Here is a 14495-nt window from a genome sequence, read left to right on the forward strand (position 1 = left end):
GGGAGGCCTGCCCTCAGCGCGCGGGCCGCGCCCGGTGCACGGTGACGGTGGCCGCCCCGGCGCAGACCGGGACCGCCCGCGCGGCCAGGCACCACAGCCCGCCCCGGGCCAGGACGGCGTCGCCCCAGGTGTCGAAGTCCCGCTCGCCGGCGACCAGCAGCGCCTTGGTGGCGGCCAGCCGCCGCTCGACCAGGTCGAGCCGGTGCCGGAGGGTGCCGGCCGGCGGCGGCCCGGGGACGGTCCTGATCCCGCGGGGCACCGCTCCCTGCTCGCGCAGCACGCGGGCGGCGAGGGGTGCGAGGACCTCGGCGGCGAACCGGGGCAGGTACTCGTCGCCGAAGCGGGCCGCGGTGTCCGCGGCCCGGTCGGCCTGCAGCGCCGACGGGCGGGCGCCGCCGGGCCGGCACAGGTCGGTGTCCCGCCCGAAGGAGCGGTCGAGACCGAACGCGTTCTGCAGGTGGACCAGGCCGGTCAGGGCATCGGCCCAGGCGTCGTGCAGCGGGCGGGCCAGGGTCAGACGGGGTCGCAGCAGCGGCCCCACGTCGGTGCCGGCGAGCAGGTGCCCCGGTCCCGGCCGGCCGCCGTGCACCCGGCCGAAGGCGGTCGTGGCGTCCAGTCCCGCGTGGGCGCGCAGCACCGCCGCCCCGCCCGGGTGCCGCTGCAGGAAGGCGGTGACGTCGTGCACGCGGCCGCCGACCGCCAGCCACCAACCGTGCTCGTCGTCGTTGTGCTCGGCGAGGTCGGCCAGGCCGTGCCCCCGGCGCACCGGCCGGCCGGGGGCGGCGGGCCGGGGCCGGGGCCGGGCCGCGGGCGCGGGGTCGCGCTCGGTGCGGGACGCGGTGAGGGCCGCGTCGACGGTGTGCCAGGTGAGCTCGCGCGGGGACCCGGTGAAGCCGCCGATGGTCACCCCGCGGCCGACCATGAAGGCGACGGCCAGGTAGCCCGACACCAGGCGCCGGTGCCGGCCGAGGAACCCGTCGGCGCCGGCGTAGGCCTCGATCGCCGCGTCGAACGACGCCGCCAGCTGCGGCCGCCGCCGGGTGGTCGCGTACGCGGCGACCGGGACCTCCTCGACCGCGTCGGCGAACCGCCGCCAGCGCGGCGGGGCGCTGCGGCGGTGCCGGAGGATCTCCTGCCCGAGCTGGCTGGAGTGCCCGCGCCGGCCGAGGAGCGCGTCGAGCAGGCCGAAGACCGGCGAGGCCGTGCCGCTGGGCCCGAGGTCGCCGGGCCGCAGCGGCACCGCGAGCGGGGCCACGGTCTTGGCCCAGACGACGGGGTCGACGTGGGTGCGGACGCCGGGGCGGGGGTCGATCAGCCGCAGGGACCGGGTCGCGGCCCGCAGCGCCGCGGTCACCGCGTCGAGGGCAGCGCAGAGGGCCTCGGCGTCGTCGTCGAGGACCGCCTGCTGGGCGTCGGCCGCGGCCGGCACCACCGGCGCGCAGCGCGCCAGCACCTCGACCTGGGTGAGGTAGAAGACGCGCTCCTCCTCGTTGCCGGCCGCGGGCACGAGCAGGCGCAGGTCGTCGGACAGCAGCGGGAGGCCGTCGCGCCCGGCGGCGGAGCGCCGGTTGTGCACGATGAGGTCGGGATAGCCCAGCACCGGCTCCGGCGAGCGGCCCAGCCGGCGCAGCACCTCGGCCCAGGGGACGGCGAGGGCCGGCGGCAGGCCCGCCGGCCGGGGCGCGCGGCCGTGCACGTGGGCGTGGGCGAGCAGGCCCAGCACGGTGGCCGCCCGCTGCAGCGCGGTGTCCGGCAGCGCGTCGGGGCCGGCCGGCAGCAGCGGCAGCTCCTCGACGGCCTCCCGGACGGCGACGTCGCGCAGCAGCGCCGGCAGCTCCGCCGCCGTCCGGTCCCAGGCCGCGTGGGTCCCCGGCAGCCGCTCCGACGGCGGGCGGGTGGGCAGGAACCCGCGCGCGGCCGACAGCGGGCCGAGGTCCTCGTGGCCCGGGCGGGCGTCGACCTCCGCCGCGGCGGCGAGCACCCGCGCGGCGGGGGCGGTGCGGACCGGGGGCACGGCAGCTCCTCGCGGACGGCGGTCAGTCGCCGGGCGGCCGCGGCCGGGGCACGCGGGGGCGGTCCCGGCCGGCCTCGACCAGAGCGCCGCGGAAGCCGTCCGCGTACCAGGCGGGGGCGTTGAGCCGGACCCCGGCCGGTGCGCTGCCCCCGCCGTCCCAGACCAGGCGGGCCAGCCCGTCGGGGCCGCGCCCGTGGCAGCACGTCCCCGCCGGCACCGTCTCCCCCGCCGGTCCGACGGCGGCCTCGAGGAGCCCGTCGGCGCGGCCGAGGGCGCGGGCGTGCTCGAGGGCGCGCAGGTACGGCGAGGACGGGCGGTGGTCGGTCACGGCGGGGATCCCCGGGGCGGTCACGAGGCGGCCCGGCGCGGCCGGCCCAGGCCCTGCACCAGCCGGGTCATCTGCCCGGTCGGCGGGACGCCGAGCTCCTCGCGCAGCAGGTCGCGGAACGCGTCGTGGGCGCGCAGCGCCTCGGCCAGGTTGCCCTCGGCCAGGTGCACCTGCACCACGGTGCGGTGGGCGCTCTCCCGCAGGGGCTCGGCCCGCACGGCGAGGTGGGCCGCCTGGAGCGCGTCGGCGTAGCGACCGACGGTGCGCAGCCGCCCCGCCAGGGTCTCCAGCGCGTGCAGCCGCAGCTGGGTGAGCCGGTCGCGCTCCGGCAGGACCCAGTCGTCGTACCAGCCCGGCAGCAGGTCGCCCAGCAGGGCCGGGCGCGGCAGGGTCAGCCGCCCGGCGGGCACCCGCGGGTCGCGGACCTGCCCGGCCCACTCCTGCAGCTCGCGCACGTCGACGCGCACGCCGTCGGCGACGCGCAGCGCGCCGTCGGAGTGGTCGACCAGCCCGGGGGCGCAGCGGCGCAGCCGCCACAGCGCCGACCGCAGGCTGGCCCGGGCCCGGTCCTCGTCGACGTCGGGCCACAGCCGGCCGGACACGGCGGCGCGGGCCGGCCGGCCGGCCAGGCACAGCAGGGCCACCAGCCGCTGCACGGCCGGGGGCAGCTCCCCGGCCGCCGGCGGGTCACCGGCCGCGACGGAGAAGCCGTCGAGCAGCGTGACGCGCGGTCCGCTGCGGGGTGCGAGGCGCAGGTCGTGGTCCACGGGCGGTCCCCTCGGTCGGTGACGACGACCGGCAGAGGGGCCCGGTCCCGCCGCTGATACACCGGCGGGGCACCGCGGTCGGGCGCGGTGTCGGGCGCGCTGTCAGGTGCGGGCGCGGACGACGTCGAGGGAGCCGGTCACCGCCTCCCCCAGCGAGCCGGCGTCGACGGCGACCGTGACGATCGTGGCGCCCTCCGCGGCCCACCCCGCCGCCTCCGGACCGCTCGAGGCGTGCACGCCGACGGGCACGCCGGCGGCCACCGCGCGGGCCACGACGGAGGACAGCACGCCCCGCAGCTCCTCCCGCCGGCCGGCCCCCGCCAGCCCCAGCGACAGCGACAGGTCCCCGGGGCCGACGTAGACCCCGTCGAGCCCCTCGACGGCGAGGACGGCGTCGAGGTCGTCGAGCGCGCTCGCGGTCTCGACCATCACGACCACCAGGGGCTGCTCGCACCCGCCCGACAGCCGCCCGATCGACCGCCCGCCGGCCGGGGCGTACCGGCAGGCGGCCACGACCTCCCGGGCGTGCCCGGCATCGCGCACGTTGGGGACGATGACGCCGCGGGCGCCGAGGTCGAGCGGGCGGCCGACGTCGGCGAAGGACGGGCTGCGGGTGCGCACCAGCGGCACCGCGCCGGCCGCGGTCACCGCCGCCGCGACCCCGGGCAGCTCGGCCTCGGCCGCCGCGCCGTGCTGCAGGTCGACGACGACGTAGTCCGCGCCGGTGCGCGCGAGCACCTCCGCGGTCACCGCACCCGGCAGCAGGCTCCACACCCCGTGGCAGGCCCGCCCCTGCGCCCACCGCCGCCGCAGGTCCCCCTCGTCGGTCACGTCCCGCTCCCCTCGCCGTCGCCCGGCCGGGGCCCCGGCCGCCGGCAGATCCTCCCCCGACGGGTCAGAGGTCGATCTCCGCGCCCATGACGACGGTGCGCTCCGGGGGCAGCGCGAGGTGCTCCGGCCAGCCGGTCCCGCCGTGGGCGAGCAGCACGAACAGCCGGGCGCGCCAGGCACTCATGCCCGGTCGCGGTCTCGGGCGCGGTGCCGGGCGCGGTGCCGGGCGCAGCGTCGGCCGGGTCACGAACCAGGTCGCGGCGTCCGCGTCGGCGCCTGCGACCCCGTCCAGGGCGCGGCGCAGCGCGGCCTCGGGGTCGGTCCGGTCCAGGAAGCCGGACTCCACGACGACGTGGAGGAACCCCGCCTCGGGGGGACCGAGCGGACGGGTGCTGACCCGCCGCTCCTCCGGCACGTGCGGCACGCTCGCCGTCCGGACGGTGAGCACCACGACCCGCTCGTGCAGCACCGAGAAGCGGGCGACGGTCGCGCGCAGCGACAGCGGCGCGGTCGCGTCCGTGGGGTGGGGGTGGACGGCGACCCCGGGCACGCGGGGGACGGCGGCCGCGCGCACCTCGGCGAGGACGGCGTCCAGGGGGCCCTCCCGCTGCGCGCGCCGGGCCTCCAGCAGCTCGCGGCCGCGGCGCCAGGTGGTCATGACCGTGAGGACGGTGCCGGCGATCAGCAGGGTCAGCCAGCCGCCGTGCGGCACCTTGGGCAGGGTCGCGACGGCGTAGGTGAGCTCGACCGCGCCGAGCACGCCGCCGAGGAGCACCAGCCGGGGCCGGGACCACCGCCACCGCACCCGGGCGAGCACGAGCAGCAGCGCCGTCGTGACGAGGAACGTGGCCGTCACCGCCACCCCGTACGCGGCGGCCAGCCGGGCGGAGGAGCCGAACCCCACCGTCACGGCGAGGACCAGCACGAACAGCACCGCGTTGACCGCCGGGACGTACACCTGGCCGGCCTCCTGCGCGGAGGTGTGCCGCACCCGCCGCCGCGGCAGGTAGCCCAGCGCCATCGCCTGCCGGGACACCGAGAAGGCGCCGGCGAGGACGGCCTGCGAGGCGATGACCGTGGCGGCGGTGGCGAGCACGACCACCGGCAGCTGCGCCCAGGAGGGGAAGAGCAGGAAGAACGGGTCGTCGCGCGCCGCCGGGTCCCCCTCGACCAGCGCCGCCTGCCCCAGGTAGTTGAGGACCAGGGCGGGGAAGACGAGTGAGAACCAGGCGCGGCGGATCGGCCGGCGCCCGAAGTGCCCCATGTCGGCGTAGAGGGCCTCGGCGCCGGTGACGGTCAGCACCACCGCGCCCATCACCGCGAGGGCGACCCCGGGCCGGTCGACGGCGAACCCCAGCGCGTAGCCGGGTGAGAGCCCCCGCAGCACCCCCGGCCGCGCCAGGACGTGCGCCAGCCCGGCCGCGCCGAGGACGCCGAACCACACCAGCATCACCGGTCCGAAGGCGCGCCCGACGCGGCTGGTCCCCCACCGCTGGACGAGGAACAGCGTCGTCAGCACCGCGACCGCCAGCGGCAGCACGACGCGGGACAGGCCGGGGTCCACGACCTCCAGGCCCTCCACGGCCGACAGCACCGAGATGGCCGGCGTGATCACGCTGTCGCCGTAGAACAGCGACGCGCCGAGCACGCCGAGCGCCATGGCGACGGCGGCGCGGCGGCCGGCGGCGGGACCGAGGGAGCGGGCGACGAGGGTGGCCAGCGACAGCACCCCGCCCTCGCCGTCGTTGTCGGCCCGCAGGACGACGAGGACGTACTTGACGGTCACGGTGAGGGTCAGCGACCAGAAGACCAGCGAGGCGACCCCGAGGACGTCGCGGGTGGCGGCACCCACCGCGCCGCCGTCGACGGCGAGGACCGTCTCCATCGCGTAGAGCGGGCTGGTGCCGATGTCGCCGTAGACCACCCCGAGCGCCCCGAGGACCAGCGCGGACTCACCGGGGGCCGGCCCGGGACGCGGCGGCCGCGCCGGACGGCGGTCGCGCCGGAGGCCCTGGCCGGTCCCGGTTCGCGCCACGGCGGCCGCTCCTCTCCGCGTCCGCGCCGCCCTCCCCGGCGGCCCGGCGCAGGGCCCATGGTGTCCCTCGCGATCGGTCGCGGACACCCCGCGGCGCGGCGGCACCCGGCCGGGCCCGCCGGCGACACCGGGTCCGGTCAGGCCTTGGCCAGCTCGGCCATCTGCTCGTCGGAGAGGACGTCGCCCTCGGCCTTCGCGGCCTGCAGCCGGGTGTCCTCCAGGGCGAAGGCCCGGGTGAGCGGGCAGGCGGCCAGGAAGCTGACCTTCTCCCCCGCCCGGGGACGGCGCTCCGGGAGGGGCCGGGACAGGTCGATCCGCCGCCCGTCCTTGACCACCTCGACGATCGCCCCCTCGCGGGTGAGCACGCCGATGTCGGCCAGCGGGTCGCCGTCGACCACGATCAGGTCGGCCACGTACCCCTCGCGCAGGGCCCCGAGGCTGCCCTCCATCCGCACGGCCCAGGCCGCCTGCGAGGTCGCCGCCGTGATGGCCTCCAGGGGCGTGAACCCCGCGTACTGCACGAGCATCGCCAGCTCCCGGGCGTGCCACTCGCCGCAGGGGGTGATCGCGAAACCGGTCTCCGACCCGGTGATCACCCGCACCCCCGCACGGTGGGCCTTGTCGACCATGACCCCGGTGACGTCGAGCTCGGCCTTGAAGACGTCGAGCAGCTCGGGGGCGGTGCCGACCCGCTCCCCGTAGTCGACGAGGTTGCCCAGCAGGGTGAACGTCGGGCACAGCGTCGCCCCGGACTCGACCACCGCCTCGAGCGCCTCGTCGTCCATGTAGGACGAGTGGTAGATGAGGTCCATGCCGGCCTCGGCCGACTCCTTGGTGCTGACGGAGTTGCGGCAGTGCCCGACGACGGGCGTGCCCAGCTCGTGCGCGGCGTCGACCACCGCCTGGATCTCGCGCCGGTTCCAGACCTTGACCTCCGGGCCCTTCACCGACGGGATCAGGCCGGTCACCATGACCTTGATCCAGTCGACGCCGTGCTTGATCTGCCGCCGCACCTCCCGCTGGATCCCGTCGACGTCGTGGACGACGGTGGCGTAGCCGGTGGTGCCCTCGTCCCGGATGAGCCGGCCGGCCGTGCCGCCGAGCATCGTCATCAGGGCGTTGCCGCCGGCGCGCATCCGCGGTCCCTCGACGAACCCCGCCTCGATGGCGTCCCGCAGCTCGACGCCGATGTTCCACAGGCAGTCGGCGTCGAGCACGCTGGTGACGCCGGCGCGCAGCACCTTCTGGGCGTTGTACGCCGACAGCATCGAGCTGTAGGCCTCGGTGCGGTGGAAGAACAGCTCGTCGTTGCCGGTCGGCTCCCCGAAGGACAGGTGGGTGTGGGCGTCGACGAGGCCCGGCATGACCGTGCGCCCCGTGGCGTCGATCCGGACGAGGCCGGGCAGGGCCGCGGCCTGGTCCTCGGCGCGCGCCCCGAGGGCGGCGATCCGGCCGTCCCGCACCAGCACGGCCTCCCCGGGCCGGGCATCGGCGCCCGTGCCGTCGATGACCGTGCCCCCGGACACGAGGATCGGCTCGGACACCGGCGCCACCTCCCTGCGCGGCGGGTCGCGCTCCCGGACAGGGGCCCCGCGGTCCCCTCATCGTCGGAGGGGCCCCTGGTGGTGTCAAGGGAGCTCACGACTACCGGCCGGCGCCGGTCAGGCGTTGGTGACGCCGAGGGCCAGCCCCCCGTCCACGGTCAGCACCGTGCCGGTGACCCACTCCGCGGCGGCCAGGTAGGCGACCGCCTCGGCCACCTCCCCGACGGTGCCGATGCGGCCCAGCGCGTGGGCCCCGGCCAGCGCGTCCAGCCGCGCCCGGGCCTGCTCGGGCGTGCCGAGCCCGGCCCGCACGTTGATCTCGGTGGGCACCGCGCCGGGACGCACGCAGTTGACGCGGACGTGCTGGGGCCCCAGCTCGGCGGCGAGGACACCGGTGAGCGCCTCGAGCGCGCCCTTGGTCGCCGCGTAGGGCGAGGCCCCGGGGAAGGCCCGCTGGGTGTGCACCGACCCGAAGAGGACGATCGACCCGCGGCTGGCACGGAGGGCCGGCAGGGCCAGCCCCGACAGCTGCACCGGTCCCACCACGTTGGCGTGGAAGAGGTCGAGCATCGCCCGCTCGTCGAGCTCCTCGAGGGCGCCGCGGTACATGTTGCCGGCGGCGTTGACGAGGGTGTCGAGCCCGCCGCCGTGCGCCGTCGCGGCGGCGACGAGCCGCTCCCGGTCGGCCGAGACGGTGACGTCGGCGGCGACGGGCAGGCAGGCCTCCCCCAGCTCGCGGGCCACCGCCTCGACCCGCTCGGCCCGCCGACCCGAGACCGTCACCCGGGCGCCGAGGCCCACCAGGTGCCGGGCCACGCCCGCGCCGATGCCCGAGCCCCCGCCGGTGACCAGCACCGACGAGCCCGCGAGGTCCCGCACGTCGCCTCCCCTCCTCGCGCCCCGCGCCGGGGCGGCTCAGCCCGCCGACCTGCCCCGGCGCGCCCGACGGGCCGGAGCCGCCTGCGGGCCGGCCTGCGCGCCGGCCCGCAGCGTCACCGCCGGCAGGCCCCGGTCGGCGCGCAGCCGCCCCATGTCCGGGTCCTCCCGCCAGAAGGTGCGGATCTGCTCGGCGTCGAAGTGGTGGCCCATCAGCTGGATGGCGATGTCGTGGCGCACGTACTCCACCGACAGCAGCACGACGGCCGGGTTGTCGGTGTAGACGCCCCAGGCGCCGGTCTCGGTGAACCCGCCGATCACCGCCTCCTGCCGGTCCCCGACGACGGTGAGCATCCGGCAGCCGAGGTTCTCCAGCACCACCTCGGGCGTGGACAGCTCGTGGCGGTAGGTCCGGCCGACCGGGTCGCCGACGTCGCCGAACGCGATGGCCGTGACCGCCACCGACCGGGCCTCCGCCGACGTCACGCTCTCCCGCAGGGCCGCCATCTCCTCCGGCCAGATGGACAGGAACAGCTCCCGGCGGGCGCCGGCGACGACGTCGCGAGCGCGGTCGAGCAGCGCCGCGGCCCCGGACAGGTCGTGCACGACGTGCACGGCGGGCGGCGCGGTGATCGACGGCAGCACCGCGTCGAGCGCGGCCAGCGACTCCGAGTAGTCCCGGCTCAGCCGCGCCAGCAGCGCCTTCGCCGGCAGCGGCAGGTAGTCGACCGAGTCGCCGGCTCCGCGGACCTCGAAGGCCGCGCCGCGCGACACGAGCTTCGCGAGGGTCTCGTAGACCGTGCTGCGCGGCACCCCGGACCGCTTGGCGACCTCGTAGCCGTTGACCGGGCCGCCGGCGCCGAGGAGCGCCAGGTAGGCCTTGGCCTCGTAGCCGGACATGCCCAGGTGCTGCAGCCGCTCGATGACGTCGTCGTGCGTCACGGCCCGATCCCTCCCGGTGGCGTCCCCGCGGGACCCGCGTCGGCGTCGTGAGCATGCCAGCCGCTCCCGCCCGCGTCGTCGTCCGGACGGGTGGCCCGGCCCGGGCTCTCAGCCACCCGGGTCCACGCTCCGCGGCCGCGCGAGGCCGAGCAGCGCCGCCTTGGTCAGGCCGCCGTCCACCGCGAGCGTCTGCCCGGTCAGGTACCCGGCGCGGTCGGAGGCGAGGAACAGCACGGCCGCGGCGACGTCCTCGGCGGTGCCCAGGCGGCCCAGCGGCACCCTCTCCTGCCGCTGCCGGCGGACCTCGGGGTCGGCGTAGATCGGGTCGGACATGCCGGCCCGGATCAGTCCGGGGGCGACGGCGTTGACCCGCACGCCCAGCGGCGCCCACTCCAGCGCCATCTGCTCGGTGAGCAGGACGACGGCGGCCTTGGTGCTGGTGTAGGCCCCCGCGTGCGGCGCGGCGGCGATCCCGTTGACCGAGGAGATGTTGACGATCGCGCCGCCCCCGGCCTCGGCCATCCGCCGCGCCGCCGCCCGGCCCACGAGGAAGGTGCCGGTGAGGTTGACCGCGAGCACCGCGTCCCAGTCCTGCCGGTCGAGGGTGAGCAGCGGGCCGAAGCGGACGCGGCCGGCGTTGCTGACCACCAGGGCCGGGGCCTCGGGCACCGCGTCGAGGGCCGCCCCCACGGCGGCCTCGTCGGTGACGTCGACGGTGGCGGCGACGGCGGCCGGACCGAGCTCGCCGGCGACCGCGCCGGCCGCCGCCCCGTCGACGTCCCAGACCGCGACCCGGTACCCCCTCTCGACCGCGCAGCGGGCGATGACCGCGCCGATGCCCCGCCCCGCGCCGGTGACGACCGCCCAGCTCATCTGCTCCTCCACGGACCGGGGACCGCCGGCCGCCGGCCGTGCCTCACGGGCTGCCGAACAGCACGGGGTAGCTGCCGAAGTGCTCGCGCCGGGAGTGCGGGTCCCGGGTCGGCGGGTGCTCCGGGTCGGGGCGGACACCGTGCCGCAGCAGCTCGCGGAGCATGAGCGTCACCGTGCCCAGGACGTGGTCGGTGCCGGGCGGGTCGGCGGGCACCGTGCCGCCGTCGAGCTCCATGCCGATGCAGGCGTGCATGCCGCCGCCGAAGGTGTGCCCCCACGGGGCGACGCCGTCGGGCACCGTCCGCAGCGGGTCGAAGGCGCCGGCGTCGGGTCCGAACACCGCCGGGTCGCGGTTGGCCGTCCGGATGTCCATGACGACGACCGTCCCGGCCGGGACCAGGCGGCCGTCGCGCAGCGTGACGTCGGCCAGCGCGCGGCGCTCGGCGACCGGGCTGGCCGGGTGCAGCCGGAACGCCTCGTGCACGCAGCGCTGCAGGAACAGGTCGTCGGCCAGCCGCCGGGCACGGCCCGGGTCCCTCCCCGCCCACCGCAGCACCTCGTCGACGGTGTGGGTGAAGGCCGCCGCCGTGCTGTGCGAGCCGGCCTGCAGGTAGAAGGCGACCTCGCGCAGCACGGTGTCGCGGTCGACGCCGAGCTCACCCGCGTGCTGCACCAGCGCCATGAGCACGTCGCGGGGCAGGTCCGCCTCGGGCACGGAGGCGTCGGCCGCGAGTGCCACCCGCCGCTCGTACGAGGGCGTGAAGAACAGCGCGTCGAACCGGCGCAGCGCGTCCTCGACCTCGGCCCGCACCTCGGCGTGGTCGCGGGTGCTGTGGACCAGCGTGGCGCCCTCGCTGAAGGTGACCGCGAACCGCTGCAGGGCGTCGGTCTCCTCGACCGACCCGGTGCTGCGGTCGGCGCCGGCGACCCGGGCGGTGAGGGCCATCGTGGTGCGGTACCCGAGCCGGACGAGGTCGGCCCGGCCGGCCCGCAGGGCAGGGTCGAAGGCCTCCTGGATCACGCCGGGCACCAGCTCGGCCTCCCAGAGGCGGAAGGTGCCGCGCCGGAACAGCCGGTTCTCCACCCGGCGGCGCAGCCGGTGGTCGTCGCCGTGCAGGTCGAGCAGCGCGTCGCGCATGACCACCCCGCCGGCGTCGTAGAGCCGCTGCCGCAGGTCGCGCTGGCGGAAGGCGTCCCACAGCTCGGCGTAGCCGCGGAGCGTCAGCTGCGGGGTCGCCGTCACCTCGTCGACGGACACGCGACCTCCTCCGGGGGCGAGGAGCCGGCGCCGTGGGCGGCGTCAGCCGCCTAGCGACGCTAGTGTGTCGCCGGTCACACGTCCATCGCCGGGGAGGGTCATGGCCGGCACCTCGTCCGCTCCTCCGGTGGTCGACGTGCACGCCCACGTCGTCCTCCCCTCGAGCCTCGGCGCCGCCGGGGCGGCCGGGCCGGAGCAGGGGACGGCCCCGGACGGCACGCCGTTCTACCGGGTGGGCGGCTACGTGCTCAGCGGCGTCCGGTACGAGGGCACCGCGTTCACCGACGTCGGCGTGCGCCTCCGGGCCATGGACGCCGCCGGCATCGACGTGCAACTGCTCTCGCCCAACCCGCTCACCTACCTCGGCGACCTCGACGCGGCCGCGGCCAGCCGCTACGCCCGGGTCCACAACGACGCGCTGGCCGGGCTGGTGGCCGCCCACCCGACCCGGCTCCTCGGCGCGGCGCAACTGCCGGTGCAGGACGTCGGCGCCGCGGTCGCCGAGCTCGAGCGGTCGGTGCGCGGTCTGGGGTTGTCGGCGGCCTGCATCGACACCGACCCCGGGGGGCGCACCCTCGACGACCCGGCGCTCGACGACCTGTACGCCGCCGTGGTGGACCTCGACGTCCCACTGTTCGTGCACCCCTCGCCGCTGGGCCGGGCGGGACCGGCCGACGACCCGCGGCTGCGCCGGTTCGACCTGGACCTGCTGGTGGGCTTCGCCTACGACGAGACGCTGGCGGTGGCCGCGCTGGTGTTCGGCGGGGTGCTGGAACGACACCCGCGGCTGGACGTCTGCCTGTCCCACGGGGGCGGGGCCACCGCGTTCCTGGCCGGGCGCCTCGCCCGGGCCGCGGCGGTGCCGCGGGCCTGGGTGCCCGACGCGCTGCGCAGGGAGGGCGTGCCGACGCTGCTGCGCCGGCTGTGGCTGGACACGCACGTGCACGGCCGCGACGCGCTCGATCTCCTCGTCCGGGTGGTGGGGACCGGACGGCTGGTGCTGGGGACCAACTTCGCCGGGTGGGACTCCGGCGGCACGACGTCCGTCGCGGAGGTGGCCCACCTGGCCCCGGTGCTGTCGGCCAACGCCGTCCGGCTGCTCCGGCTGGACCGGGAGCGCTGACCCGGCCTCCCGCGCCTCAGAGCTCGTGCTGGACGGCGCACCGCTGCGCCAGGATGGGCCGGACGTGCTCGCGGAGCATCCGCTGGTGGCGCTCGTCGGCGGCGTAGGCGGCGTAGGCGTCCCGGTCGGGCAGGTCCACGACGACGACGGCGTCGCCGTTGCCCTCCGCGAGCCCGGCGTCGACGCCCAGGGTCAGGGTGCCGAACTCCCGGGCCTGCTCGCCCCACGCCCGGATCGCCGCGACCGCCGCCTCCCGCTGCTGGGCGGTGGCCTCCGGGGTCCAGCTGAACACCACGACGTGACGGAACACGGGACGTCGGCTCCTCGGGAGTGGGGTCAGGACAGGTCGACCGGGCGGCCGGCCGCGTCGTGCAGAGCGATGGCCGCCGACGGGCAGGCGCGGGCGACGGCGAGCAGCAGGTCGTCGTCGGCGCGGGGCTGCGGCTCGACGGGCTCGGCGAGCTCGTCGTCGTCGAACCGGAAGGCCGCCGGGGCGTCGGCGACGCACCGGCCGGAGCTCAGGCAGGCGTCCTTGTCCACCGAGACGGTGTAGGCCATGGCGGCTCCTGGCTCGGTCGTGCCCGCGGCCGGGCGGGACGGGGTCGGGTCAGCCGCGGCGGCCGAGGAGCACCGGGTAGGTGCCCCAGTAGGGACGGGCGGTGTTCGCGTCGCGCTGCGGCGGTGCCTGCGGGTCGCGCCGCACCCCCTCGGCGAAGACCCGCTGCACCGCGCCGGTGACCAGGCCGGTGAGGTGGGTCCGCGGGTCGGCGTCGCCGGCCGGCACCACCCCGGCGGCGAGGTCCTGGCCGATGCAGACGTGCATCCCGCCGCCGAAGCTCAGCCCGAACGGGGCCACGCCGTGCGGCAGCTCGCGGTACGGGTCGAACTCCGCGGCCGTGGCACCGAAGACCGCGGGGTCGCGGTTGACCGCGGCCAGGTCGATGACCAGCTTGCCCCCGCGGGGGATCCGCACCCCGGAGCGGAGGGTGACGTCGGCCAGCGCCCACCGGACGCCGACTGGGCTGGAGGGGTTGAGCCGCACGGTCTCGTGCACGCAGCGCTGCACGAACAGCGGGTCCTCGAGGACCCTCGCGAGGTCACCGGGGTGGGTGGCCGTCCACGACAGCAGGGCGTCGACGGAGCGGACGAAGGCCGTCGCGCTGGTGTGCGCGCCGGCGAGCAGCACGAAGGCGATCTCGCGCCGGAGGACCTCGTGCGGGAGGTCCAGCTCGTCCTGGGCCCGGAGCAGCCCGGTGAGGACGTCGCGCGGGACCTCCCCGTCGGGCAGCTGCCCGGCCGCCGCGCGGTCCAGCGCGTCCCGCCGGCGCGCGATCGAGGGCGCCAGGAACTCCTCGTCCCAGTCCAGCAGCCCGGCGGCCACCCGGCGGCGCTGCTCGTCCCTGTCCTTCGTGGAGTGGGCGAGGGTGGCGCCCTCGATGAACAGCAGCAGGTACCGGTGCAGCCGGGCGGTCTCCTCGGCGGTGCCCTCCGGGCGGTCGACGCCGGCGGTCAGGGCCGCGAGGTTGAGCATCAGCTCGTGGCCGAGGTGCACGAGGTCGGCCCGCCCGGCGGCCAGGTGGGGGGCGAGCGTGCGGTCGGTGACCGCGGGGAACAGCTCGTGCTCGTAGTGCTCGAAGGTCTCCCGCCGGAAGCTGCGGTTCTCCACCCGTCGCCGGCGGCGGTGGTCCTCGCCGTGCAGGTTGACCAGCACGTCGGCCATGACCACCTCGCCCTCGTCGTAGAGGGCCTGGCGGAGGTCCCGCTGCCGGTAGGCGTCCTTGGCGTCGGCGAACGTCCGGACGGTGACGACGTCCACCGTGGTCGCGGTCATCGACACTCCTCAGGTGTGACCTGCGTCGCGGTCACCCTGTAGTAGTTGGTCTTCTGACGTCAAGGAGGGCTGT

Annotated in this window: 14 protein-coding genes; 1 reads left to right on the forward strand and 13 read right to left on the reverse strand. The window is 77.4% G+C overall.

What is annotated here, in order from left to right; all coding sequences use genetic code 11:
* Positions 1-13: 13 nt before the first annotated feature.
* From ACI8AD_RS00665 to ACI8AD_RS00710, 10 genes are all read right to left on the reverse strand, one after another.
* The gene (locus ACI8AD_RS00665) at positions 14-2014 is read right to left on the reverse strand and encodes a cytochrome b5 domain-containing protein (protein ID WP_456868597.1); all 2001 of its coding nucleotides are present in this window, start codon (positions 2012-2014) and stop codon (positions 14-16) included.
* Between the two features lie 22 nt (positions 2015-2036).
* Positions 2037-2342 carry a hypothetical protein gene (locus ACI8AD_RS00670; protein ID WP_456868598.1) on the reverse strand — a complete coding sequence of 102 codons (306 nt, stop codon included), beginning with the start codon at positions 2340-2342 and terminating at the stop codon, positions 2037-2039.
* A gap of 20 nt (positions 2343-2362) precedes the next feature.
* Entirely contained in the window at positions 2363-3109 is a 747-nt protein-coding gene (locus ACI8AD_RS00675; protein ID WP_456868599.1) for an AfsR/SARP family transcriptional regulator, read from the reverse strand.
* A 102-nt stretch (positions 3110-3211) separates the two neighbouring features.
* On the reverse strand, positions 3212-3940 hold the full coding sequence (locus tag ACI8AD_RS00680) for an HpcH/HpaI aldolase family protein (RefSeq protein ID WP_456868600.1): 729 nt from the start codon (positions 3938-3940) through the stop codon (positions 3212-3214).
* 64 nt (positions 3941-4004) lie between these two features.
* A complete protein-coding gene (locus tag ACI8AD_RS00685) occupies positions 4005-5975 on the reverse strand; it encodes a potassium transporter Kup (protein ID WP_456868601.1) in 1971 nt (656 codons plus the stop codon).
* Between the two features lie 137 nt (positions 5976-6112).
* Positions 6113-7519, reverse strand: a complete 1407-nt coding sequence (locus ACI8AD_RS00690) for an amidohydrolase family protein (RefSeq protein WP_456868602.1) — start codon at positions 7517-7519, stop codon at positions 6113-6115.
* 117 nt (positions 7520-7636) lie between these two features.
* Positions 7637-8398 carry an SDR family NAD(P)-dependent oxidoreductase gene (locus tag ACI8AD_RS00695; protein WP_456868603.1) on the reverse strand — a complete coding sequence of 254 codons (762 nt, stop codon included), beginning with the start codon at positions 8396-8398 and terminating at the stop codon, positions 7637-7639.
* A 36-nt stretch (positions 8399-8434) separates the two neighbouring features.
* A complete protein-coding gene (locus tag ACI8AD_RS00700) occupies positions 8435-9337 on the reverse strand; it encodes a TrmB family transcriptional regulator (protein ID WP_456868604.1) in 903 nt (300 codons plus the stop codon).
* Between the two features lie 108 nt (positions 9338-9445).
* Entirely contained in the window at positions 9446-10210 is a 765-nt protein-coding gene (locus ACI8AD_RS00705) for an SDR family NAD(P)-dependent oxidoreductase (protein ID WP_456868605.1), read from the reverse strand.
* Between the two features lie 43 nt (positions 10211-10253).
* The gene (locus tag ACI8AD_RS00710) at positions 10254-11468 is read right to left on the reverse strand and encodes a cytochrome P450 (RefSeq protein WP_456868606.1); all 1215 of its coding nucleotides are present in this window, start codon (positions 11466-11468) and stop codon (positions 10254-10256) included.
* Between the two features lie 100 nt (positions 11469-11568).
* On the opposite strand from ACI8AD_RS00710, the gene ACI8AD_RS00715 reads away from it, so the two are divergent.
* Positions 11569-12591, forward strand: coding sequence for an amidohydrolase family protein (locus ACI8AD_RS00715; RefSeq protein WP_456868607.1), 1023 nt, complete (start codon positions 11569-11571; stop codon positions 12589-12591).
* A gap of 16 nt (positions 12592-12607) precedes the next feature.
* Here the strand turns inward: ACI8AD_RS00715 and ACI8AD_RS00720 are convergent, their stop codons facing one another.
* From ACI8AD_RS00720 to ACI8AD_RS00730, 3 genes are read right to left on the reverse strand one after another with little or no spacing between them, the layout of a single operon-like run.
* Entirely contained in the window at positions 12608-12901 is a 294-nt protein-coding gene (locus ACI8AD_RS00720) for a Dabb family protein (protein WP_456868608.1), read from the reverse strand.
* Positions 12902-12927: 26 nt separating this feature from the next.
* The gene (locus tag ACI8AD_RS00725) at positions 12928-13149 is read right to left on the reverse strand and encodes a ferredoxin (RefSeq protein WP_456868609.1); all 222 of its coding nucleotides are present in this window, start codon (positions 13147-13149) and stop codon (positions 12928-12930) included.
* 49 nt (positions 13150-13198) lie between these two features.
* Positions 13199-14422 (reverse strand): cytochrome P450, encoded by a 1224-nt coding sequence (locus ACI8AD_RS00730; protein ID WP_456868610.1) that lies wholly within the window; start codon positions 14420-14422, stop codon positions 13199-13201.
* Between the last annotated feature and the right edge of the window lie 73 nt (positions 14423-14495).

Source organism: Geodermatophilus sp. SYSU D00766, assembly GCF_054049915.1.

Bases quoted from the DNA above. Each gene is read 5' to 3' on its own strand.
- ACI8AD_RS00705 (WP_456868605.1), bottom strand. From the start codon at position 10,210: ATGAGCTGGGCGGTCGTCACCGGCGCGGGGCGGGGCATCGGCGCGGTC.
- ACI8AD_RS00715 (WP_456868607.1), top strand. From the start codon at position 11,569: ATGGCCGGCACCTCGTCCGCTCCTCCGGTGGTCGACGTGCACGCCCAC.
- ACI8AD_RS00725 (WP_456868609.1), bottom strand. From the start codon at position 13,149: ATGGCCTACACCGTCTCGGTGGACAAGGACGCCTGCCTGAGCTCCGGC.
- ACI8AD_RS00730 (WP_456868610.1), bottom strand. From the start codon at position 14,422: ATGACCGCGACCACGGTGGACGTCGTCACCGTCCGGACGTTCGCCGAC.